This window comes from Catellatospora sp. KI3, assembly GCF_029948125.1.
Taxonomy (GTDB): Bacteria; Actinomycetota; Actinomycetes; order Mycobacteriales; family Micromonosporaceae; genus Catellatospora.
In genome coordinates this window covers 158,772-181,022 of sequence record NZ_JASAMB010000009.1, presented here as the reverse complement: position 1 = coordinate 181,022, position 22,251 = coordinate 158,772, and the positions used below count along the sequence as shown (strand labels likewise).

General features: G+C 73.3%; 23 protein-coding genes. 10 read left to right on the top strand and 13 right to left on the bottom strand.

Going from position 1 to position 22,251, the window contains the following annotated elements; all coding sequences use genetic code 11:
• Window positions 1-151: 151 nt before the first annotated feature.
• Entirely contained in the window at window positions 152-2,488 is a 2,337-nt protein-coding gene (gene lon / locus QEZ54_RS16950; protein WP_281305580.1) for an endopeptidase La, read from the top strand.
• Between the two features lie 57 nt (window positions 2,489-2,545).
• Here lon and QEZ54_RS16945 read toward each other — a convergent pair whose 3' ends face one another.
• Together QEZ54_RS16945 and QEZ54_RS16940 are read right to left on the bottom strand one after the other, a co-directional pair.
• Window positions 2,546-2,938 carry a four-helix bundle copper-binding protein gene (locus tag QEZ54_RS16945; protein WP_281305579.1) on the bottom strand — a complete coding sequence of 131 codons (393 nt, stop codon included), beginning with the start codon at window positions 2,936-2,938 and terminating at the stop codon, window positions 2,546-2,548.
• A 153-nt stretch (window positions 2,939-3,091) separates the two neighbouring features.
• Window positions 3,092-3,295 (bottom strand): cold-shock protein, encoded by a 204-nt coding sequence (locus QEZ54_RS16940; RefSeq protein ID WP_281305578.1) that lies wholly within the window; start codon window positions 3,293-3,295, stop codon window positions 3,092-3,094.
• A 176-nt stretch (window positions 3,296-3,471) separates the two neighbouring features.
• Between QEZ54_RS16940 and QEZ54_RS16935 the strand changes: the two genes are divergently transcribed.
• Together QEZ54_RS16935 and QEZ54_RS16930 are read left to right on the top strand one after the other, a co-directional pair.
• Window positions 3,472-4,170 (top strand): 50S ribosomal protein L11 methyltransferase, encoded by a 699-nt coding sequence (locus tag QEZ54_RS16935; protein ID WP_281305681.1) that lies wholly within the window; start codon window positions 3,472-3,474, stop codon window positions 4,168-4,170.
• Complete coding sequence (locus QEZ54_RS16930; protein WP_281305577.1) at window positions 4,167-5,084, top strand: DUF5996 family protein; 918 nt, start codon at window positions 4,167-4,169, stop codon at window positions 5,082-5,084. The genes QEZ54_RS16935 and QEZ54_RS16930 overlap by 4 nt, the downstream gene beginning before the upstream one ends.
• Here QEZ54_RS16930 and QEZ54_RS16925 read toward each other — a convergent pair.
• The 3 genes from QEZ54_RS16925 to QEZ54_RS16915 form a co-directional block, all read right to left on the bottom strand.
• Entirely contained in the window at window positions 5,063-5,722 is a 660-nt protein-coding gene (locus QEZ54_RS16925; protein ID WP_281305576.1) for a response regulator transcription factor, read from the bottom strand. The genes QEZ54_RS16930 and QEZ54_RS16925 overlap by 22 nt on opposite strands.
• On the bottom strand, window positions 5,710-7,023 hold the full coding sequence (locus tag QEZ54_RS16920) for a sensor domain-containing protein (RefSeq protein WP_281305575.1): 1,314 nt from the start codon (window positions 7,021-7,023) through the stop codon (window positions 5,710-5,712). The genes QEZ54_RS16925 and QEZ54_RS16920 overlap by 13 nt, the downstream gene beginning before the upstream one ends.
• Before the next feature lie 77 nt (window positions 7,024-7,100).
• The gene (locus QEZ54_RS16915) at window positions 7,101-7,940 is read right to left on the bottom strand and encodes a universal stress protein (protein WP_281305574.1); all 840 of its coding nucleotides are present in this window, start codon (window positions 7,938-7,940) and stop codon (window positions 7,101-7,103) included.
• Between the two features lie 447 nt (window positions 7,941-8,387).
• Between QEZ54_RS16915 and QEZ54_RS16910 the strand changes: the two genes are divergently transcribed.
• Window positions 8,388-9,977, top strand: a complete 1,590-nt coding sequence (locus tag QEZ54_RS16910; RefSeq protein ID WP_281305573.1) for a family 43 glycosylhydrolase — start codon at window positions 8,388-8,390, stop codon at window positions 9,975-9,977.
• Between the two features lie 68 nt (window positions 9,978-10,045).
• Here the strand turns inward: QEZ54_RS16910 and QEZ54_RS16905 are convergent, their stop codons facing one another.
• Both QEZ54_RS16905 and QEZ54_RS16900 read right to left on the bottom strand, forming a co-directional pair.
• The gene (locus QEZ54_RS16905) at window positions 10,046-10,957 is read right to left on the bottom strand and encodes a cyclase family protein (protein ID WP_281305572.1); all 912 of its coding nucleotides are present in this window, start codon (window positions 10,955-10,957) and stop codon (window positions 10,046-10,048) included.
• 73 nt (window positions 10,958-11,030) lie between these two features.
• Window positions 11,031-11,345 (bottom strand): STAS domain-containing protein, encoded by a 315-nt coding sequence (locus QEZ54_RS16900; RefSeq protein ID WP_281305571.1) that lies wholly within the window; start codon window positions 11,343-11,345, stop codon window positions 11,031-11,033.
• A 171-nt stretch (window positions 11,346-11,516) separates the two neighbouring features.
• Between QEZ54_RS16900 and add the strand changes: the two genes are divergently transcribed.
• Window positions 11,517-12,470 carry an adenosine deaminase gene (gene add / locus QEZ54_RS16895; RefSeq protein WP_281305570.1) on the top strand — a complete coding sequence of 318 codons (954 nt, stop codon included), beginning with the start codon at window positions 11,517-11,519 and terminating at the stop codon, window positions 12,468-12,470.
• A 33-nt stretch (window positions 12,471-12,503) separates the two neighbouring features.
• Here the strand turns inward: add and QEZ54_RS16890 are convergent, their stop codons facing one another.
• The gene (locus tag QEZ54_RS16890; protein WP_281305569.1) at window positions 12,504-12,920 is read right to left on the bottom strand and encodes a MarR family winged helix-turn-helix transcriptional regulator; all 417 of its coding nucleotides are present in this window, start codon (window positions 12,918-12,920) and stop codon (window positions 12,504-12,506) included.
• Between the two features lie 161 nt (window positions 12,921-13,081).
• On the opposite strand from QEZ54_RS16890, the gene QEZ54_RS16885 reads away from it, so the two are divergent.
• Entirely contained in the window at window positions 13,082-14,794 is a 1,713-nt protein-coding gene (locus tag QEZ54_RS16885; RefSeq protein ID WP_281305680.1) for an ABC transporter ATP-binding protein, read from the top strand.
• 129 nt (window positions 14,795-14,923) lie between these two features.
• Here QEZ54_RS16885 and QEZ54_RS16880 read toward each other — a convergent pair whose 3' ends face one another.
• Window positions 14,924-15,550: a hypothetical protein gene (locus QEZ54_RS16880; RefSeq protein WP_281305568.1), complete on the bottom strand. Its 627-nt coding sequence runs from the start codon at window positions 15,548-15,550 to the stop codon at window positions 14,924-14,926.
• A gap of 240 nt (window positions 15,551-15,790) precedes the next feature.
• On the opposite strand from QEZ54_RS16880, the gene QEZ54_RS16875 reads away from it, so the two are divergent.
• Entirely contained in the window at window positions 15,791-16,387 is a 597-nt protein-coding gene (locus tag QEZ54_RS16875; RefSeq protein WP_281305567.1) for a TIGR03086 family metal-binding protein, read from the top strand.
• Window positions 16,388-16,494: 107 nt separating this feature from the next.
• Complete coding sequence (locus QEZ54_RS16870; RefSeq protein WP_281305566.1) at window positions 16,495-17,256, top strand: ester cyclase; 762 nt, start codon at window positions 16,495-16,497, stop codon at window positions 17,254-17,256.
• 95 nt (window positions 17,257-17,351) lie between these two features.
• Here the strand turns inward: QEZ54_RS16870 and QEZ54_RS16865 are convergent, their stop codons facing one another.
• Both QEZ54_RS16865 and QEZ54_RS16860 read right to left on the bottom strand, forming a co-directional pair.
• A complete protein-coding gene (locus QEZ54_RS16865; RefSeq protein WP_281305565.1) occupies window positions 17,352-17,798 on the bottom strand; it encodes an ATP-grasp domain-containing protein in 447 nt (148 codons plus the stop codon).
• 251 nt (window positions 17,799-18,049) lie between these two features.
• Window positions 18,050-18,412 carry a DoxX family protein gene (locus tag QEZ54_RS16860; protein WP_281305564.1) on the bottom strand — a complete coding sequence of 121 codons (363 nt, stop codon included), beginning with the start codon at window positions 18,410-18,412 and terminating at the stop codon, window positions 18,050-18,052.
• Between the two features lie 104 nt (window positions 18,413-18,516).
• Here QEZ54_RS16860 and QEZ54_RS16855 point away from each other — a divergent pair, with 104 nt between their 5' ends.
• Window positions 18,517-18,894 (top strand): helix-turn-helix domain-containing protein, encoded by a 378-nt coding sequence (locus QEZ54_RS16855; protein ID WP_281305563.1) that lies wholly within the window; start codon window positions 18,517-18,519, stop codon window positions 18,892-18,894.
• A 13-nt stretch (window positions 18,895-18,907) separates the two neighbouring features.
• Here QEZ54_RS16855 and QEZ54_RS16850 read toward each other — a convergent pair whose 3' ends face one another.
• Window positions 18,908-19,969: an FAD-dependent monooxygenase gene (locus tag QEZ54_RS16850; RefSeq protein ID WP_281305562.1), complete on the bottom strand. Its 1,062-nt coding sequence runs from the start codon at window positions 19,967-19,969 to the stop codon at window positions 18,908-18,910.
• A gap of 55 nt (window positions 19,970-20,024) precedes the next feature.
• Between QEZ54_RS16850 and QEZ54_RS16845 the strand changes: the two genes are divergently transcribed.
• Window positions 20,025-20,588, top strand: a complete 564-nt coding sequence (locus QEZ54_RS16845; protein WP_281305561.1) for a TetR/AcrR family transcriptional regulator — start codon at window positions 20,025-20,027, stop codon at window positions 20,586-20,588.
• Window positions 20,589-20,675: 87 nt separating this feature from the next.
• Here the strand turns inward: QEZ54_RS16845 and QEZ54_RS16840 are convergent, their stop codons facing one another.
• Window positions 20,676-21,971 (bottom strand): S1 family peptidase, encoded by a 1,296-nt coding sequence (locus QEZ54_RS16840; RefSeq protein WP_281305560.1) that lies wholly within the window; start codon window positions 21,969-21,971, stop codon window positions 20,676-20,678.
• Between the last annotated feature and the right edge of the window lie 280 nt (window positions 21,972-22,251).

The following is a 22,251-nucleotide window of genomic DNA, read 5'->3' as shown; positions in this document are numbered from 1 at the left end:
CAGTTTCCCCGAAACTGCAGCGATCATGGCGCCGGGGGCGGGGCGGGCGACGAAGTGGCGTGGGTCACATTGGGTGGGGAGGGTGGAACAAGGGGCGGGGCGCTGGACTTGAGCCGAGCAGACTCAAGTAGCGAATGGCAGGTGTCTGATAATGACCACACTCCCCGTCCTCCCGCTCGACGACGCCGTGCTGCTTCCCCGGATGGTCGCGCAGGTCGCGCTCGACCCCGACGTCCAGGCCGCCGTCGACGCCGCGCGGGCAGCGGGCGACAAGACCGTGCTGGCCGTGCCTCGCATCGACGGCGACTACGGCTCGTACGGCGTCACCGCGATCATCGAGAAGGTCGGCCGGCTGCCCGGCGGCGAACTCGTCGCGGTGATCCGCGGCGTGACCCGCGCGAAGATCGGCTCCGGCGTGCCGGGACCCGGCGCGGCGCTGTGGGTCGAGGCCGCCCTGATCACCGAACCCGAACCGGCGGGCAAGGCCCGCGAACTGGCCCGCGAGTACAAGGCGCTGGTCACCTCGGTGCTGTCCGAGCGCGGCGCCTGGCAGGTGGTCGACGCCGTCGAGCGGATGACCGACCTGTCGGAGCTGGCCGACTCGGCCGGGTACGCCCCGTGGCTGACCCTGGCGCAGAAGGTGGAGCTGCTCGGCTCGACCGATGTCACCTCTCGGCTGGAGCTGCTGGTCGGCTGGGCGCGGGAGCACCTGACCGAGCAGGAGGTCGCCAACAAGATCAGCAACGACGTGCGCGAGGGCCTGGAGAAGTCCCAGCGCGAGTTCCTGCTCCGCCAGCAGCTGGCCGCGATCCGCAAGGAGCTCGGCGAGGACGAGCCGGAGGGCGCGGGCGACTACCGGGCCCGGGTCGAGGCCGCCGACCTGCCCGAGAAGGTACGCGAGGCGGCCCTGCGCGAGGTCGGGAAGCTGGAGCGGGCCAGCGACGCCTCCCCGGAGTCGGGCTGGATCCGCACCTGGCTGGACACGGTGCTGGAGATGCCGTGGGGCGTCACCACCGAGGACAACACCGATCTGGCCCAGGCGCGGGCGGTGCTCGACGCCGACCACACCGGGCTGGACGACGTGAAGGACCGGATCCTGGAGTACCTGGCCGTGCGCAACCGCCGGGCCGCCAAGCACCTGGAGGTCGTCGGCGGGCGCGGCTCGGGCGCGGTGCTGGCGCTGGCCGGGCCGCCCGGGGTGGGCAAGACCAGCCTGGGCGAGTCGGTGGCGCGGGCGCTGGGCCGCAAGTTCGTCCGGGTGTCGCTGGGCGGCGTACGCGACGAGGCCGAGATCCGCGGCCACCGGCGCACCTACGTCGGCGCGCTGCCGGGGCGGATCGTGCGGGCGCTGCGTGAGGCCGGTTCGATGAACCCGGTCGTGCTGCTCGACGAGGTGGACAAGCTGGCCGTCGGCTTCTCCGGCGACCCGGCCGCCGCCCTGCTGGAGGTGCTCGACCCGGCGCAGAACCACACCTTCCGGGACCACTACCTGGAGGTCGACCTCGACCTGTCCGACGTGCTGTTCCTGGCCACCGCCAACGTGGTCGAGACCGTCCCCGGCCCGCTGCTGGACCGGATGGAGCTGGTCACCCTGGACGGCTACACCGAGCGGGAGAAGGTCGCCATCGCCCGCGACCACCTGCTGCCCCGGCAGCTGGAGCGCGCGGGCCTGACCGCCGACGAGGCGACCGTGGCGCAGGACGCGCTGCGCAAGGTCGCGGCCGAGTACACCCGCGAGGCGGGCGTACGGCAGCTGGAGCGGTCCATCGGGCGCATCCTGCGCAAGGTCGCCGTGAAGCTGTCCGACACCGACGGCCCGGTGCACGTCGCCGAGGCCGACCTGAAGGAGTACCTGGGCCGCCCGAGGTTCACGCCCGAGTCGGCCGAGCGCACCGCGACCCCCGGCGTGGCGACCGGGCTGGCGGTCACCGGTACCGGCGGTGACGTGCTGTTCATCGAGGCGACCTCGATGGAGGGCGAGCCGGGGCTGACCCTGACCGGCCAGCTGGGCGACGTGATGAAGGAGTCGGCGCACATCGCGCTGTCGTACCTGCGCTCCAACGGGCGCCGGTTCGGCCTGGACCCGAACGCGCTGGCCGGACGCCGCATCCACCTGCACGTCCCGGCGGGCGCGGTGCCCAAGGACGGCCCCAGCGCCGGTATCACCATGGTCACCGCGCTGGCGTCGCTGGCGTCGGGGCGGCCGGTGCGGCCGGAGGTGGCGATGACCGGCGAGGTGACCCTCAACGGCCGGGTGCTGCCGATCGGCGGGGTCAAGCAGAAGCTGCTGGCCGCGCACCGGGCCGGCCTGACCGAGGTCGTCATCCCGGCCCGCAACGAGCCGGACCTGGACGACGTGCCCGAGGACGTACGCGCGGAGCTGACGATCCACGTGCTGGCGGACGTGGCCGACGTGCTCGCCGTGGCGCTGCGCCCGGCCGACGACGCGGGCGACCTGCCCGCCGAGCCGAGGCTCGCCACGGTCTGACCGGGCGGTACGGAAGGGGCGCTCCACACGCTGGGGCGCCCCTTCCGCGTGGTCGGGTCAGAGCAGGGCCGGTTCGCGGAGCATGGCGGTGCAGGCGGCGGTGGCCTGGTCGCAGGCGTCGGCGGCGGCCTTGCAGTGGGCGTACCGGTCGGCGTTCTCGCGGCACTCGTCGGCGCAGGCGGCCGTCACGATCGCGCAGGCGTCCAGCACGGCCCGGACCAGCTCCGGGTGGTCGCCGCGGAAGCGGTCCAGCACCTCGGCGGCGGTGGCGCACATGTCGGCGCAGTCGAGGTTGGTCCGGATACAGCGGACCAGGTCGGCGACCTCGGGCTCGCCCAGGCAGGCGTCGGCGCAGGCGTTGCACACCTCGGCGCAGGTGTTGCAGGCGTGCACGCACGCGGTCCGCATGTCGTGGCTCAGATCCTGCTCGTCGCGGTACATCGGCGTCATCGGCTGCATCTCACCAACCGTCCTCGCGTAGTCCTGAAGATCGATTCTACCGCCACCGGAGCAGCGAGAACGGGCTGGACCCGAGGGTCCAACCCGTTCTCGTCCTGTGCGATCCAGCATGGAAGGCCGTCTGGTGGACGGCCGTCACGGTCTTCAGAGCGGACGTACGTTGGCCGCCTGCGGTCCCTTCTGACCCTGCGTCACCTCGAAGTCCACCTTCTGCCCCTCCTGCAGCTCGCGGTACCCGCTGCCGGTGATCGCCGAGTAGTGCACGAAGACGTCAGGTCCGCCACCGTCCTGCTCGATGAAGCCGAAGCCCTTTTCGCCGTTGAACCACTTCACGGTGCCCGTTGGCATACTCTTTCTCCTTCAGCGGTGAGGCGGTGTGCCTGTGTCGCGGCGCGACCCCCGCCCCACGTGCACCTGACCCTAACCCCGGTCGGAGTGATCGCGTGGCTTTTTGTGGCTTCCGAAACCGTGGTCTGCGGTGATTTCCCGCCCGGAAGGGGCATCCTGTGTACGTGAGAAGCCGAATGGGAGTCATCGACCTGGAACGGGAACTGCGCGCTCCCAGCGCCGAAGGGCTGGATCGGCTGCAGCTGACCTCGGTGCCGCTGGTGCCCGAGATACGGCTGTACACCGCGGTCGACTCGATCGTGTGGTGGGCGCGGATGGAGGCCGAGGCCGGGAGCAGGCTGACGGCGCCGTACTGGGCGTCGGCGTGGGCGGGCGGGCAGGCGCTGGCCCGGTACCTGCTGGACAGGCCGGAGGTGGTGGCCGGGCGCAAGGTGCTCGACCTCGCGTCGGGTTCGGGGCTGGCCGCGATCGCGGCGGCGCTGGCCGGGGCGGTTGAGGTCGAGGCCAACGACGTCGACCCGTACGCGATCACCGCGATCGCGCACAACGCCCGTGCCAACCGCGCCACCGTCACGGGCCGGCTCGGCGACCTGCTCGACGGCGGCACCGACGCCGACGTCGTGCTCGCCGGGGACGTGCTCTACCAGTCGCAGGTGGCCGAGCGGATGCTCGGATTCCTGCAGCGGGCCGCGGCCGGGGGCGCGCAGGTGCTGCTCGGCGACCCGGACCGGGGCCACCTGCCGCCCGAGGGGCTGACCCGGCTCGCCTGCTACCGGGCGCCGAGCGCGCAGGCGTTCGTCGACGCCGAGCTGGAGCAGATCTGCGTGTACCGCCTGGAGGGCGACCTGGGCGCGCGGGGACGGAGCAGGCTGTGACCTCGCGCGGCGCGTGGCCGGCGCTGCCGCTGGACCGGTGGGCCGACACCCGCGACACGCTGCAGCTGTGGACGCAGATCGTGGGCAAGGTGCGGCTGGCGCTGGAGCCGATGGTCAACCACTGGTGGCAGGTGCCGCTGTACGTCGACAGCCGTGGCCTGACCACGTCGCTCATGCCGTACGGCGCCATCGGGGTGGAAATGGTCTTCGACTTCCGGCGGCACGTGCTGGACGTGCGCACCACCGACGGGCGCGCCGCCGAAGTGGACCTGCGCGACCGGTCGGTCGCCGACTTCTACGCCGACGTGCTGGCCCGGCTGGCCGAGCTGGAGATCGGCGTCGACCTGATGGGACGGCCGGTGGAGCTGCCGGAGGTGGTGCCGTTCGCCGACGACCGGCAGCACTGCGCCTACGATCCGGAGTTCGCGCACGCGTTCTGGCTGTCGCTGGTGCAGACGCACCGGGTGATGACCGCGTTCCGGGCCCGCTTCATCGGCAAGGTCAGCCCGGTGCACTTCTTCTGGGGCGCGTTCGACCTGGCGGTGACCCGGTTCTCGGGGCGGCCCGCGCCGCTGCACCCGGGCGGGGTGCCCAACTGCCCCGACCGGGTCAGCCACGAGGCCTACAGCCACGAGGTGAGCAGCTGCGGCTACTGGCCGGGCGGCGGCGGGCAGGGCCTCTTCTACGCGTACGCCTACCCGGAGCCGCCCGGCTTCCGCGACCGGGTCCCGCCCGGTGCCCACTACGACGGCCAGCTCGGCGAGTTCGCGCTGCCGTACGAGGCCGTGGCGCAGGCCGACGACCCGGACGCGGTGCTGCTGGAGTTCTGCCAGCACACCTACGAGTCGGCCGCCGACCTGGCCGGGTGGGACCGGGCGGAGCTGGAGTGGGCTCAGCCGCCCGCGCGCAGGTAGGCCAGCACCGCCAGCACGCGGCGGTTGGTGTCGTCGGTCTGCGGCAGGTCGAGTTTGGCCAGGATGCTGCCGATGTGCTTGCCGACGGCCGCCTCGGTCACGAACAGGCGCCGGGCGATGGCCGCGTTCGAGTTGCCCTCGGCCACCAGCGCCAGCACCTCGCGCTCGCGGGCCGACAGCGTGGCCAGCGGGTCGCGCGGCCGGCGCATCAGCCGCCGGACCACCTCCGGGTCGATGACGGTGCCGCCTCCGACCACGGTGCGCAGCGCGGCGACGAAGTCGGCCAGGTCGGCGACGCGGTCCTTGAGCAGGTAGCCGACGGCCCGGCCGTCGCCGCTGTCGAGGAGGGCTTCGGCGTACTCGGGCTGGACGTGCTGGCTGAGGACCACCACGGGCAGTCCGGGCTGCCGCGACCGCAGCTCCGCCGCCGCGCGCAGCCCCTCGTCGGACTGGCCGGGCGGCATCCGGATGTCGGTCACCACCAGGTCGGGCCGGTGCTCGGCGACGGCCCGCAGCAGGCTGTCGGCGTCCCCGACCGCCGCCGCCACCTCGAACCCGAACCGGGCCAGCACGCCGGTCAGGCCCTCGCGCAGGAGCACCCCGTCCTCGGCGAGGACGACCCGGGTCACGGCGTGCAAGGCAGCTCCACGCGGACCAGGGTAGGTCCGCCGGCGGGGCTGGCCAGCAGCAGCCGCCCGCGTACCGTGGCGACACGGTCGGCCAGGCCGGACAGGCCGCTGCCCCGGGCGGGGTCGGCGCCGCCCCGGCCGTCGTCGCGCACCTCCAGCACCAGCAGGTCGCCGGTGCGGGTCACCACCACGTCGGCCCGGGTGGCCCCGGCGTGCTTGGCGGTGTTGGCCAGCGCCTCCGACGCGGCGAAGTAGGCGGTGCTCTCGACCAGGTCGGGCAGGCGGCCGGCGGCGACGGCGGCGACGGTCACCGCGACCGGCAGCGGCGAGCGGTCGGCCAGTTCCCGCAGGGCGGCGGGCAGCCCCAGGTCGCGCAGGGTCTGCGGGGCGATGCCGTGGATCAGGTCGCGCAGTACGGTCATCAGCTCCTTGGCCTGCTCGTGGGCGCGGGTGAGCGGCGCGGCGGCGGGCGAGTCGTCGGCGGTGTCCAGGCGGGCCAGGGACAGCTGCAGGGTGAGGCTGGTGAGCCGGTGCTGCACGCCGTCGTGCAGGTCGCGTTCGATGCGGCGGCGCTCGGCCTCGTACGCGGTCATCAGGCGGGCGCGGGAGCGGGCCACCTCGCGCAGCGCGGTGGCGTCGCCGGGCGCGGCGCCGAGCAGCGCCCGGGCCAGCGCGGCCTGCCCGGCGGCGAGCAGGCCCAGCAGGTACGGCACCACCGGCAGCAAAGCCAGGGCCAGCAGCGCGTACGGCACCGCCTGCTGCGGGGTGTGCACGGTGGTGGTGCCCAGCGCGATCGGCCCCGCGCCCTGCGGGATGAGGAACGGGCCGGTCAGGAAAGCCGCCTCGATGAGCAGCAGCAGCGCGACCGCGCCGTAGACGAGCGGCACGAGGCTGCCGAGCAGCACCGCGTACAGCGTCTCCCGCCAGGTGGCCGCCTCGGTGTAGCGCAGGCGCAGCCAGGCGAGCGGGTCGGCGGCGGGCCGGTGCGCCGAGGCGACCGGGCGGTCGTCGACCATGCCCAGCCGCCACCGCTCGGCGACCGCCAGCGGGACCGACAGCAGCGGCGCGATCAGCACGGCCAGGACGGTGCAGACCAGTGGCGCGGCGATGTCGATGCCGCGCAGGGGCGCCCCGTCGACCAGGCGGCGGCCGGTGGCGATCCAGGTCAGGGCGGTCAGCAGCACGCCCGGTGCCACGACGGCGGCGACGGCGACGGTGGTGGCGAGGTAGGCCGCGGCCCGCCAGGGCCAGGCGGAGCGCAGGTAGCGGCGGCGCCGCAGCGCCGGCAGCAGATATTGATCAACAGGCACGTGACCACGCTATCGACGGCGGCGGCACGGCCCCAGCCCGCTGCGCATAGTTCCGGGGTATGCCCAGCCCTACCTTCTCAGCCGACGGGGTCGTGGTCGTGTACGACCAGGACCGGGCAGCCCGCGTGGTGCAGCATCGCCTGGCTGGTCGACCCGCGCAGCAGCCCGGCGACGCCGCCGTGCCCCCGGCAGCCGGAGACCAGCAGTTCGGCGCCGTTGGAGAACTGCGTCAGCACCTTGGCGGGGTCGCCGTCCAGGTCGACCCGGTCCACGTCCACGGCCGGATAGCGCTTGGTCCACGGGTCGAACATGGCGGCCAGCGCGGCCTCGTCCTTGGCCGCGTCGCCGTGGCGTGGCCGCACGTGTACGGCGGTCAGCCCGACCCCGCGCAGCGCCGCCTCCTCGAACGCAAGGCCGAGCGCGTGCACCGCGTACGGCGACGAGCTGACGCCCACCACGACCCGGCCGCGCGCCGGGTTGGCGGGGTCGTCGGTGCGCGGCCGGATCACCGCGACGGGGCAGTGCGCGTGCATCGCGGTATGCAGGCTGGTCGAGCCGATGACCATGTCGTAGAAGCCGCTGTGCCCCCGGCTGCCGACCACGATCATGCTGGCGTGGTCGGATTCGTTGATCAGCGCGTGGGTGCTGTCGTCGTTGACCGTGGCCGTCTGCACGGTCAGGCCGGGGTGGCCGGCCAGGGCGGCGTCGCGGGCGCGGGTGGCCGCGTCGGCTCCGGCCTCGTCGAGCTCGCGGGAGATGTAGTCGTAGCCCACCCGGGGACCGGGCGAGTCGATCACGTAGACGAGCTTCAGCGGCAGGTCGTGCCGCAGCGCGGTGTCGGCCGCCCAGTCGATCGCGGGCTGGGACGTCGTGGTCCCGTCGATGCCGACGGTGATCGGGCGCTCCAGGGTCTGCATGCTGGCGGCCTCCTTCCGGCCTTGCCTGAGGTGGCCGGACGGCGCTGCTCCGCCACCGTATCCAGGCTAACCCGGGCGTGACCTGCGCGTCGGCGTCCTGCGGGGACGGCCGAAGCCCAGCCGCCGGGGGCGCGGCGACTGGGCTTGCGCTCGACGCCGGCCGCTACCGTGCGCCACCGACCGAGCCCGGACAGCCGGTTACTCCGCAGGGTGACCGCGTCCGGATGCCCCTCGGACTGCGGTTAACGGCGGGCTCCCACGCTGCGTGGGGAGAAGTCGGCTGCCGCGCCCGGGATACCCGCGCGGCCCTCCTCTTAAACCCGTGTGTGCGTGCAGTTTCGGGGAGAGTGCAGGAATCTCGGCGCTCTTTCCTGCGCCTTCCCCGAGACTGCCGCCTCGTCAAGGCGCGGGCGCGCGGCGTCGGAGCGCTCCCATTAGTCTCATCCGGTGCCGCAGATCCCCAATCCGGTGCTGCCCGGCTCGCACCCAGACCCGTCCATCGTGCGCGTCGGCGACGACTTCTACCTGGCCACGTCGACCTTCGAGTGGTATCCGGGCGTACGCGTGCACCACTCGCGGGACCTGGCGAACTGGACCCCGCTGGGCGGCGTCCTGGACACGGCGCGGCTGCTGGACCTGGCCGGCTGCCCGGACTCCGGCGGCGTGTGGGCACCCAACCTCACCCACGTCGACGGGCTGTTCCACCTCGTCTACAGCAACGTCTCGACGTACTCGGGCGGGTTCACGGACTGCCCGAACTACCTGGTCACCGCGGCGTCGATCACGGGGCCGTGGTCGGATCCGGTGCTGCTGCACGCGCGGGGGTTCGACGCCTCGCTGCACCACGACGGCGACACGAGCTGGCTGCTCAACCTGGTCCATGACTGGCGCCCCGGGTACGGCGGCAGCGCCGGGCTGGAGGCCGTCCGCTACGACCGGGCCACCCGGCGCCTGACCGGCGAGCCGGTCCGCATCCAGCTGCCGCCGGGTGCCGGGTGGATCGAGGGCCCCAACCTGTACCGGCACGGCGGCTGGTACTACCTGCTGACCGCCGACGGCGGCACCGGCTACGACCACCAGGTGAGCGTCTGCCGGTCGCGCGAGCTGGCGGGCCCCTACGAGCGCGACCCGGGCGGTCCGCTGCTGACCGCCAGGCACCGGCCCGACTGGCCACTGCAGAAAGCAGGGCACGGCAGCCTGGTACGGGCCGGTGACGGCGACTGGTACCTCGCCTACCTCGTGGCCCGCCCCGAGGGGCGGCAGGGCCCGTGCGTCCTCGGCCGCGAGACCGCGATCACGGCGGTGAGCTGGACCGAGGACGGCTGGCCGACCGTCGTGGACGGCCTGCCGTCACTGCACGCCCCCAGCCTGCTGCCGCCCGACCACACAGGACTCTCGGACGAGTCCGAGGTCGACGAGTTCGACCAGGCAGGACTCGGTCCGCAGTGGTCGACGCTGCGGCGGCCCGCCGATCCGGGCTGGCTGTCGCTGACCGACCGCCCGTCGCACCTGCGCATCCGGGGCGGCCGCTCGCCGCAGAGCCGTACCGGGCAGAGCCTGGTCGCCCGCCGGGTCACCCAGCCGCGCTGCTCCTTCGAAGCCGTGGCCGACTTCGAACCGACCGCCTTCCAGCACCTCGCGGGCATCACGGCGTACTACAACAGCCGCAACTGGCACCTGCTCCACCTCACCGCCGACGACACCGGGGCCCGGGTGCTGCGCGCGGCCACCCGGGACCGGGGCGTGCTGACCGTGCACCCGGCGGTGGCCGCGCCCGCCGCCGGGCCGGTGCACCTGGGTCTGGACATCCGCGACGGCGAGCTGTCGTTCCGCTTCGGGGGTCCTGACGGCTGGCGCCCCTTCGGCGAGCCGCTGGACGCCACGGTCCTGTCCGACGAGCACGCCGTCGAGTTCGACGGCGACCAGCTCGGCGCGCTGGGCTTCACCGGCGCCTTCGTCGGCCTCTGGGTCTGGGACCTCACCGGCCGTGGCCACCCCGCCGACTTCGACCACGCCGCCTACCGCACCCACCCGTGAACCGCGCGGGTTAAGCAGGGCCCCTTCCACTGCGGAAAGCGATGAGAAGGGGCCCTTCCTTGCGTCTGTCAGGGGATGAGGGCGTACGCGCGGACGGAGAAGGTGCCCAGCCCCCGGAAGCGCAGCGGGGCCGCGTGCAGGCGCGCGCCGGTGACCGGGAGCCGGTCCAGCCCGGTCAGGTGCTCCACGATCGGGATGCCCGCTCCGAGCAGCAGCGAGTGCACGGGCCGCTCCCCCGCCGGGACGATCTCGTCGATGTTGACCGAGTCGATGCCGACCAGCGCCGCACCGGCCGCGATCAGGTGCTCGGCGGCGGCACGGGTGAGGTACGGGGCGTCGACGCCGTACGCGTCGGTGCCGAAGTGGCGGTCCCAGCCGGTGTGGAGGAGCACCGCCCTGCCCGCGACGTCCAGCGGCGCGAAGGCCAGCGGGCCGATGCCGCGCTCGGCGGACCCGGTCACCCGGGCCACGACGACGGGCAGGTCGGCGAAGCGGGACAGCGGCAGGTCGGCCAGGTCGGGGCCGTCGGCGTACCGGTGGAAGGGGCTGTCGACGTAGGTGCCGGTGTTGGTCACCATGTCGACGCGGCCGATGACGAACTCGGTGCCGGGGGCGTAGTGCGAGCGCGAGTCGGCGCGGCTCAGGTGGTCGGACAGGCGCGGACCGGGCAGGCCCGGGTACGTGACGACGCCCTCGCTGAGCACGTGGTTCAGCTCGACCAGCCGGGTGGGCGCACCGGCCGGGGCGGCCGGCTCGGACGGGCCGCCGCGGGAGCCCTTGTGCGGTTCGGCCAGGATCTCGACGCCGCGCAGGTCCACCCGGTCGACCATGAGCAGCCCGAGGTGCCGTACCAGCAGGGCGGCCACCTCGGCGTCGGTGACGGAGTCGGACGGGATGTCCAGCCGGAACTCCTGCACCTGCAGCCCGCCACCGTTGGCGAAGGTCACGTCGGCGTCGAAGCTCACCCGATACTCGATCATGGGCGCATTGTGCCGCAGCGACCGGACCGCCCGGCGGTGTGGTGCGGCGCCGCCCGGTCCGCGGACCGGCGGCTCAGGTCAGGTGCTCGGCCACCCCGGTGACCTCGAAGATCCGCCGCACGAACGGGGCGGGGTCGACGCATTTGAAGACGACGCCCTGCTGGTCGGCGTAGTGGCGCGTCCGCAGCAGCGCGGTGATGCCGGTCGAGTCCAGGAACAGCGTCTGGGCCAGGTCGAGTTCGACCCGGCGGCAGCCCGAGGTGTCGATCGCGGTACGCAGCCAGTCGGTGACCTCGTCCGTGACGGACATGTCGATCTCGCCCGCCAGGCTGACCCGGCAGACGCCGTCCGCCACGACGGTCGTATGGGTGACGATCCGGTCCGCCACGGTCACCTCCTCGCCGGAGTCCTACCCGCCACCTGGCCGCCGCAAACCGCGCACCACCAGGTCGGGCGGCCGGCGGAGACCGGCTCTGACCTGGGGCGGGGCCGACCGGCGGCCGACACGGGGCGGAGCAGGTCGGGTCGGCAGGCGGGCCGCGGCGGTAGCCTGGCCGTTGTGCGCGACCTGACCACGCTGCCGAAGGCGAACCTGCACCTGCACCTGACCGGGTCCATGCGCCCGGCGACGCTGGCCGAGCTCGCGGCGCGGGCGGGGCTGCCGGTGCCGGACGCGATCCCGGCGGGGGCGCACGGCTGGGAGGCGTTCCAGTCCCGGTACGACCTGGCGCGGGCGGTGCTGCGTACGGCCGAGGACGTCGCCCGGGTGGTGGCCGAGGCCGCCGCGGACGACGCCGCGTGCGGGGCCGGGTGGACCGAGCTGCAGGTCGACCCGTCGTCCTATGCCGACCGGCTGGGCGGCTACGAGGCGGTGGTGGAGACGGTGCTGGCGGCGGCAGGCGACCAGGTCGGGGTCATCCTGGTCGCGAGCTGGGCCGGGCCGCCGGAGCAGGCGGTGCGCATGGCGGAGCTCGCCGCCCGGTACGCCGGTCGGGGCGTGGTCGGGTTCGGCCTGTCCAACGACGAGCGGCGGGGGCGGGTCGAGGACTTCGTGCCGGCATTCCGGGTCGCGGCCGAGGCGGGGCTGATCGCGGTGCCGCACGGCGGCTTCTTCGAGGGCGCCTGGCATGTGCGGGCCTGCGTCGAGCAGCTGGGCGCGGCCCGGGTCGGGCACGGCCTGACCGCCCACGCCGATCCGGCCACGGTGGAGCTGCTGGCCGAACGGGGTGTGGCGCTGGAGATCTGCCCGACGTCGTACCCGCCGCTGGGCGTGGCGGAGCTGGCGGGGCTGCCGCTGCGGTCGCTGCTGGCGGCGGGGGTGCCGGTGGCGCTGGGCACCGACGACCCGCTGCTGTTCGGCCACGACCTGAGCGGCCAGTACGCGCTGGCCCGCGAGCACCTGGCCCTGACCGACGAGGATCTGGCCGCGCTGGCCCGCCACTCGATCACGGCCTCGGCGGCCCCCGCCGACCGCAAAGCCCGGCTGCTCGCCGCCGTCGACGACTGGCGGTGAGGTCGACGCCCTGGCCCGGGTCGGTCTCTCCGGTCAGGTGGCGAGCTGCTTCAGGATGCGGATCAGGTGGGCGCGGTCGGCGGGGCTGAGGGTGCCGAAGAAGCGGTCGGCCTCGGCGCGGCGGGCGGCCCCGATCGCCGCGACGGTCTCGCGCCCCGGTCCGGTCAGCGCGACCAGGGTCGCGCGCCGGTCGGCGGGGTCGGCGCGCCGCTCGACCAGGCCGCGCGCCTCCAGGTCGTCGACGACCTCGGTGACCGAGCGGGGGGCGATCCGCAGCTGCTCGGCCAGCACGTTGAGCCGCAGCGCGTCCTCCTTGCCGAGCACGCCGAGCGCCCGTGCCTGCGACGGGCTGACCTGCCACGGCGCGAGGGCGTCCTTGGTCAGATGGCGCAACTGGCGCGCGACCCCCCAGAACGCCTCAGGAAGGCTGGACTCGTCGTGTTCGTGCACGGGAATACCGTACCAGGGGTTGCTGTTGCTACCTCATGTTGAGGTAACCTCAGCATCCCTCACCAAAGGAGCCACCCTTGGAACGCCCATCCTTCGAACGCGGCCGCGGCGGCCCGCGCACCGTCACCGCCGAGGAGAAGGCGCAGGCCCGCCAGGTCTCGCTGCGCCGGATCGGCACCCTGTTCACCGCCCACCGCGCGCAGCTCGCCATCGTCACCGCGATCATCGTGATCTCGTCGGTGATCGCCATGGCGTCGCCGTTCCTGCTGCGCGAGACCATCGACGTCGCGCTGCCGCAGCGTGACCTGACCCTGCTGGCCTGGCTCGTGCTGGGCATGGTCGCGGTGGCCGCGCTGACCTCGGCGCTCGGCGTCGTACAGACGTGGATCTCCACCACCGTCGGCCAGCAGATCATGCACCGCCTGCGCACCGAGGTCTTCGCCCACCTGCACCGGCAGTCGATCGCGTTCTTCACCCGCACCCGCACCGGCGAGGTGCAGTCGCGCATCACCAACGACATCGGCGGCATGCAGTCCGTCGTCACCTCCACCGCGACCTCTATCGCCTCGAACCTCACCACCACCGTCGCCACGGCCGTTGCCATGGTCGCCCTGTCCTGGCGGCTGTCACTGGTCTCGCTGCTCGTGCTGCCCCCGGCGATCTACCTGACCCGCCGCGTGGCCCGCATGCGCCAGGCCATCACCGCGCAGCGCCAGCGCGAACTGGCCGACCTCAACGTCACCATCGACGAGGGCCTGTCCATCAGCGGCGTGCAGCTCAGCAAGACCCTGGGCACCGGCGCCGCGCTGGTCGACCGCTTCACCGCCTCCTCCGAGCGGCTCATCGACCTGGAGCTGCGCTCCGAACTGGCCGGACGCTGGCGGATGGCCTCGATGAGCATCATCTTCGCCGCCATCCCCGCGCTGATCTACCTCGGCGCCGGGCTGCCCGGCACCGCCGGCACGCTGAGCATCGGCACCCTGGTCGCGTTCACCGCGCTGCAGGGCAACCTGTTCCGCCCGCTGATGGGCCTGCTCAACGTCGGCGTCTCGCTGACCAGCTCGCTGGCCCTGTTCGCGCGCATCTTCGAGTACCTGGACCTGCCGGTGGAGGTCGCCGACCCGCCGCACCCGGTCCGGGTCGACCCGGCGAGGATCCGGGGCCACCTGCGCCTGGAGGACGTCACCTACGCGTACCCGGGCAGCGGCACCGCCGCCGTCGCCGGAGTCAGCCTCGACGTCCCGGCGGGCACCTCGCTGGCGCTGGTCGGCGAGACCGGCTCGGGCAAGAGCACGCTGGCGGCGCTGATCGCCCGGCTGCACGACCCGGACGCGGGACGGATCACCGTCGACGGCATCGACCTGCGCGACCTGCGCCTGACCGACCTCGCGGCGATCGTCGGCGTGGTCAGCCAGGAGACCTACCTGCTGCACACCACGATCCGGGAGAACCTGCGTTACGCCCGGCCGTCGGCCACCGACGCCGAACTGGAGCAGGCCGCCCGCGCCGCGCAGATCCACGACCTGATCGCCGCCCTGCCCGACGGGTACGACACCGTCGTCGGCTCGCGCGGGCACCGGTTCTCCGGCGGCGAGAAGCAGCGCCTCGCGATCGCCCGGACGCTGCTGCGCGACCCGCGCGTCCTGGTGCTGGACGAGGCGACCAGCGCCCTGGACACCGAGACCGAGCGCGCGGTCCAGCGGGCGCTGGACGAGCTGGCCCGGGGGCGTACGACCATCACGATCGCGCACCGCATGTCCACCGTCCGCGACGCCGACCAGATCGCCGTGGTCGACCACGGGCGGATCCTCGAATCAGGTTCGCACCGCACCCTGCTCGAGGTCGGCGGCCGCTATGCGGCGCTCGCCTCGTAGCGGGCGCGGGCCTCTCGGCCTCGGCTGGCGCAACTGCCGCGCCGCCACCTCGGGGTCGAGGCCGACGGTGGCCGCCAGGACCGGATCGATCCGCTTCCGCGGTGACTGAGGCGTGAGCTGCCACCGGTCTCAGCGCTCGGACGACCGGTCCCCGTCGGCCAGCTGTTCCAGGTCGGCGAGCTGCTGGTCCAGTTCGGCCTGCACGCTCGGGTGCGCCAGCTCCCACGCGTACGGCGTGATCTCGGGCGGGCGGCGCCGGGGCCACATCGGGTCGCTGGCCGCGTGGATCGCGGCGGTGTCGAAGCCGCGCCACCCGGCCCAGGTCGCGAACTCCATCGAGCCGTGCAGGTAGCACTCGGCGGTGTAGCACGCGGCCATGATCCGGTTGTCGTCGCGGTTCATCGGATCGTCGTGCGGCCGGACGGTGTAGGCCGGGCTCAGGTAGAACCGGCCCAGCCCCTCGGCCACGCGGCCGGTCGCGTCCAGCCCTCCGGCCAGGCCGTCGTCGACCGCGTCCAGCACGGGCCGCCAGAAGAGCACGTCCGGATGCTCCTGCTCGGGCAGCGCGGACTCGGCGAACAGCCGCCGGGCCACGGCGGCCGCGAAGGCGGTGCGGCTGCCCCGGTCCAGATGCTCCAGCATGCGCCGCGCCGTGGCGCGCACGTCCATGAAGTACTTGAGTCCGAGCTCGTCGAGCTCGTCTCGGGCAGCCTCGGCACGGGCCACATCTTGTGCCGGTGAGCGTGTTCCAGGCACGACACCACAGTACCCTCACCAGCCGCCCCGGCAGGACCGATCGCCTGCCTGGCCGGTCGACCAGCCCCGCTTTCCGCCGCCCTGCCCACTCCATGCCCGCCCCCCCGGCGCAATATCCGTCCGGCCGGCCGCCCGTTCCCCCGGGAGCCGACGGGCACCGGCGCGGACGGCCCGCCCGTGCCGGACCGCACCTGTATCGTGTGCGGCGACCAACTCCACTTTGGACGAAGGATCTTGCCGATGATCGATATGAAACCCGCCGCCTACGAGGTCGTGCGGCTGCTCGACGGCGTCACCCCGGAGCTCATGGCCAACCCGACGCCCTGCCCCGAGTTCCCGGTCGCGGCGCTGCTCGACCACATCATGGGGCTGACGATCGCGTTCAAGCTGGCCGCGGAGAAGGCCACGCCGCCCGGCGGCGCCGACTCCAAGCGCGGTTCCGGCTCGGCCGACACGCTCGACCCCGCCTGGCGCGAGATCCTGCCCCAGCGCCTCGACGAGATGGTCGCCGCCTGGAGCGACCCCGCCGCGTGGCAGGGCATGACCCAGGCGGGCGGGCAGACGCTGCCCGCCGAGATGATGGGCGTGGCCGCCCTCGACGAGCTGGTCCTGCACGGCTGGGACCTGGCCCGCGCCACCGGCCAGCAGTTCAGCTGCGACCCGGCCAGCTCCGGCGCCGTCTTCGCGTTCACCGAGGCGACGACCCGGCCGGAGTACACCGAGATGCGCGTCGGCCTGTTCGGGCCGGTCGTGGACGTGCCCGCCGACGCCCCCGAGTTCGACCGGGCGCTCGGCTTCGCCGGCCGCGACCCGCGCTGGAGCCCGTCGCAGGCGTGACCGTCGGCGGCCGCCCGGTTCCCGTCCGCGCGGCCGCCCGCACCGGAATACGCTGGACGGAGGCCGCGCGTCGGCCGTCGGCGCGGCCTGGAGCAGGGAGGTCCGCCATGCCGTTCGTTCAGATCATCGACTGCCGTACCGAGCGCCTTGACGATCTCAACCGCCTGATGGACACGTGGCTGGAGCAGACCGCCGGCCGGCGCACCGCCACCCACACGCTCATCGGCCGCGACCGCGACGACGCCGACCACTACCTGGAGATCATCGAGTTCCCCTCGTACGAGGAGGCGATGCGCAACTCGCGACTGCCCGAGACCGAGCGGGTCTTCCAGGAGATGACCGCGCTGTGCGGGCAGCCGCCGACCTTCACCAACCTCGACGTCATCCGCGACGAGCAGCTGAACAAGATGAACGCGCGGGTGTTCTTCGACCTGATCGCCTCGCAGGGGCGGCTGGACCTGCTGCCGGAGCTGTTCGCGCCGGACTACCTCGGCCACGACCCGGCCGGGGAGGGCAGCGCGGTCGGCGCCGGCGAGACCGTCGGACTCGACGCGCTGCGCGCGCAGGTCGAGGGGTACCGGCGGGGGTTCGACTGCCGGTTCAGCGTCGAGAGCCAGGTGGCCGAGGGCGACGAGGTCGCGACCCGGTGGAGCTGGGCCGGGGTGCACCACGGCGAGTTCCACGGCGTGGCGGCGACCGGCCGCGAGTGCACGATGTCGGGTATGTCCATTTTCCGGTTCGAGGACGGCAAGGTCCGCGAAGCCTGGTGGAACTGGGACAACCTGCACCTGTACCGGCAGCTCGGCCTGGTGCCCGACGACACGTCGCATCGAACGGCGGCGACGGGACGAGCCCGCCCGGCCGCCTGACCGGCCACCTCGTCGTCGCGGGCCACACCCCATGGGGTGTGGCCACAACCCCAGGGGTGTGTTCGTGTTGACTCAGCCACCGCGCTGCCCCGTAATCATCTGGTGATCGCCGCCGATGCGACGAGGGCTGTCGCCCTGGCCGCCGAGCCCTGACCGCAGCCGCCGGCCTCGACTGGCACCAGACCGGCCGAACGAAAGGGCATGCCCCGTGGCATCGACATCTCCGGCGGGGTTGAGATCCGGCCGCAGGGTCCGGGCAGGGTGCCGGCGCAGTCGGCGAGCAGTCGCGAGGCGAAGTCGAGCACCGCGTCGCGGTGCGGGCAGGCGTCCAGCGGCGCATGGTCGAGCCGCCCGTTGACGGCGTAGCGGCTCGCGGCGTGGACGGTCGCGTCGAGGACGAACAGCCGGTACTCCACCAGGAACGTCACGATGTCGCTGACCAGCACCGCGGTGTCGGCGGGGAGGCGGTCGGGCAGGCGGACACCCCGGCGTGCAGGTCCTTTTCCCGGGGCTGCTTGACGAAGACCGGCGTACTGCGCCACAGCCAGCCCACGCCGCTGGGCCGACACGGCGAGCAGTTCCGCGGTCGGGTCGAGGCGGGCAGGCAGGAGCGTACTCCCTTGCCTGGTCCAACTGCTCGTCGCAGAGGCGGCGGGCCGCCCAGGCCAGTTCGGCGAGCTCGGCCGGGGGCTGAACCCTCCACGGATACTCCAGTTCCTCCACCGGGTCGAGACCGAGCAGCGCCGCGAGGTCGCCGGGCCCGATGCCGAGCACCCGCGCGAACGTGTTGAGGTCAGAGCGCGGTGGCCAGCCAGGCAGCGGCGGCGGCGAGGATGATCAGGGCGGCGTTCAGGCCGGTCTCCTTGACCTCGCCCCGCGACAGGTGCAGCGCGCCCGCGAGCAGCTGCAGCACCACGAATCCGACCGCCGCCGCCGGCGCCAGCACCGGTGCGATGCCGGTCAGCGGCGGCAGGATCAGCCCGACCGCGCCGAGGATCTCCACGGCGCCGATGAGCCGGACCGCCGGCATCGGCACCGTGTCGACCCAGCCCATCATCGGCGCGAGCCGCTCCTTGCGCTGCGTGACCTTCTTGCCGCCGGCATAGAGGTAGAACAGCGCGAGCAGCCCGGCGACGATCCAGTACGCGATGACCATGGCGCATCTCCAACGGTAACGAGTGGTGAGTGGCACCATGATGGGTCACCATCGGGAGGCTTACAAAAGGCACATCCGTGTGCCTGACCTCGACCAGGAGCGCCATGTCGGAGTACGAGAAGGTCTGCCTGATCCGCGGCGACGGCGGAAGGGCCGTCCGCGGCATCCTCGACCGCATCGGCGACAAATGGACTCTGCTCGTGGTCGCCACGCTGCACGGGCGGCGCATGCGCTTCACCGAGCTGCTGCAGCGCGTCCCCGGCATCTCGCAGCGGATGCTCACCCTGACCCTGCGCCACCTGGAGCGCGACGGCCTGGTCGGGCGGACGGTCTTCGCCGAGGTCCCGCCCCGGGTCGAGTACGAGCTCACGCCGACGGGCCGCACGCTGGTCGGACCGGCTGTGGCGCTGGCCGAGTGGGCGGTCGAGCACAACCCGGACATCGAGCGCAGCCACCAGGCCTACGACTCGCGCGACGACTGATCCTCGCCGCGGTTCAGGCGGGCGGTCCGAACGACAGGGCCAGGCGCATGGCGGTATCGCGGACGAAGTGCCAGCGGCGAGCCTGGGCCAGGCGGTTGACCATGAGCGAGGCGGCGGCCATGCGCTGGGTCGGCCGACGCCGGAGCCGGTCGTAGGCCAGCAGACCGTCGGCCACCTCCGCGCCGCTCAGGCACTCCGCCAGCGCGGCGCCGTCGATGATCGCCTGGCAGGCGCCCTGGCCGAGGTCGGGTGTCATCGCGTGGGCGGCGTCGCCGAGCAGCGCCACGTTGCCGAGCACGTACGACGGCAGCGCGGGCGCGAGGTGGTACAGGTCGTGCCGGATGACGTCCGAGGTGGCGTACCGGTCGAGCACGGCGGGGATCGGGTCGTGCCAGTCGCCGAAGTGGCGGCGCAGTTCGTCGGCGTCGGGCCGCGAGAAGCGGTGGTTCTCGGGCACGGTCAGCACCGCGTACCAGTTGGTGCGGCCGGGGCCCTGCGGGGTGACGCCGAAGCGGGCGCCGCTGCCCCAGGTCTCGCCTCCGGTGGAGATGTCGAGGTCGGCGGTGCCGCGCCAGACGGTGGCCCCCGCGTAGCGCAGGCCGTGCCGGTCGCCGAGCAGCGCGGCGCGTACGCGGCTGCCGATGCCGTCGGCGCCGATCACGACGTCGTGGTCGGCACGCAGGGCGGTGATGTCCTCGACGGGGCTGCCGAAGCGGACGGTGCCGGTCGGCAGCGCGTCGTGCAGGGCGCGCAGCAGGGCGGGGCGGGGCACCAGGTGCACCGGTTCCCCGTGCTTGGCCCGGATCCGGTCCATGTCCAGGGGCACGATGGGCCGCCCGTCGGGCCGCCGGATCGCGCCGTCGCCCTGCGGGCGGCCCACGGCGCGCACGGCTGCGCCGACGCCGAGGGCGTCGAGGGCGCGCAGCGCGGACGGCCAGATGCCCAGGCCGGTGCCGGTCGGGGGCAGGGCCTGGCCGCGCTCGTACACGGTGACCTGCCAGCCTGCGGCGAGCAGGCCGATCGCGGTGGTCAGACCGCCGATGCCGCCGCCCACGACGGCTGCTGTTCTCGTCATACCCGCAACGTACTACACCTGTAGTGCACCTGACTACAGGTGTAGTGTTCCTCTCATGTCCGATCGCAGGCAGCAGATCCTCGACGCCGCCATCGCGGTGCTCGGCACGCGCGGGCTGCGGGCGCTGACCCACCGCGCCGTCGACGCGCAGGCGGGCCTGCCCGAAGGATCGACCTCCAACGGGTACCGCACCCGCGACGCCCTGGTCGGCGCGGTGCTCGACCGCCTCGTCGAGATCGAGACGCAGGTATGGCAGCAGCTGGTCGCCGAGCGCACCGCCCCACCCACCTCCACCGCAGAGTTCGCGCAGCTCATCGCGGCGATGGTGCACCAGCTCACCGGACCCGCGCGGCACCTGACCCTGGCCCGGCACGCGGTCTTCCACGAGGCGGCGTTTCAGCCCGAACTACAGGAGAAGATCGGCGCCGCGCGCGACCGGCTGGCCGGCTGGGGCGTCCCCTGGGTCGCCCGGCTCGGCTCCCCCGATCCCCGCACCGACTACCTGAGCCTGCTCGCCCTGGTCGACGGCCTGGTCGCCATCCAACTCGCCTGCCCCGACCCCGCCTTCGACCCCACCCCCGCCATCCACACGATGCTCGCGGGCATCACCACCGCGTGACGCGGTGCGGTTTCGGGGAAAGTGCGGGAATCATGGCTTCGATTCGAGCACTTTCCCCGAAACCGCACGCAGCCCGGCGGGCGCGGGTCAGTGCAGGATGTTGACGTTCAGTTCGCGTTCGGCGGCGCGGATGCCCTGGTAGATGACCTCGCAGTCGTCCTCGTCGCCGCCGATCAGGATGCCGTAGCCGACGTGGCTGGCGAACATGGGCGCGCCGCTGTCACCGGGTTTGGCGCAGTTCTCGGTCAGGCCCAGGTTGCGCATGGTCAGCCCGTCGACGCTCGCGGTCAGGCCGAGTTCCTCCACGTGGGAGCAGTTGGTGACCCGGGTGGCCGCACCGGTGGTGCAGATGCGCATCCCGACGACGCTCGTCTTGTCCGACGCGATGTGGTACGTCGTGTTCTCGGTGGTCTGGAAGCTGAACGTGACCAGCACCCACGGCTGCGGATTCCAGCCGGTCGCCGACGAGTCGCTGATCCGGATGATCGCCATGTCCCCGATGTACGTGTCGAGGAACGTGCGGTGCACCGGCCCGATGTCGGTCGCCGTGAGCGCCGTGTTCTTGCTGCTCCAGGTGCCGGTGTGCTCGGCCGTGCAGTGCCCGGCGGTGACGACGTACTTGACGCTGTCCACCTTGCTCTGCGCGATGAACCCGGCGGTGCACCAGGTCGACGGGTGGTTGATCTTCACCCCGCCGCGCAGCGGCTTGTCGCAGTACGGCACGTCGCACGCGAACGGCTTGAACGCCCCGTTGGAGGTGCCCAGGACCAGTCCGGCGCCGAGCCGGGCCTGCGCCGTCGTGATCAGATCCTTCTGCGCCGCCGTGAGCGTGCCCGTACGCGGGATGTGCAGCATCAGCGCGTTGAGGTCGGTACGGACGCCCACGCTCAGCGGCGCCTCCGCGCCCGGGTTGGTGCGGATGACCTGCTCGGCCAGCCAGTCGTTGTCGGCCGCGAGCTTGGCCGCCGACCGCTTGACCGCGACGACGTCGTACCCGTCGGTGAGGCCCACCGCCGCCGCGGCCGCCTTCACGACGCCCCGCACCTGGTCGTCGACCTCTCCGGTCACCCCGGCCTTGACCCGGTCGCCGTCGCGCACGTCGATCCACACGTTGCCGTAGCGGGTGCCGAGCTCGCGGGCCAGCCGCTCGTCCAGGTCCGGCGCGACCAGCTGCCAAGCCAGCCGCTGTCGGGCTTCGGTCTCGCTGATGCCGCGCTCCTTGGCGAACCCGACCGCCTCCTCGGCGAACGGATCCGCCGCGGCGGCGGCCGCCGCCGCTGCCGCTTCGGCCTGCCGGGCCGCCGTCGCGGCGCCGGGCGGCAGCACCGCAATGGCCAGGACCAGCGCGGCGGCCCCGAACGCCGGCCGCTTCCATCGAGCCATCGTCATCTCCTCGTATCGGTGGGCGAAGTGCCCTCACGATGCGGGCGTACGACGGCGGCGCGCCACGGCCCGTCGGCCTTGCGACTGTCGGGGATGGGCCTACCGCCGAGCCGGCCCACCGAGCATGCCCGCCCGACAGGGACGACGCCCCGGGCGCCCGCCGCCGACGCCTTCCACAGACGGTGGCCTATCGCATCGGATGCGGCTCGATCGAAATAGACGTGATAGGCCAGCGCCTATGGCAGTGGGGGGCAGGGCGGGCGCGGAGGAGGTGAGGGGT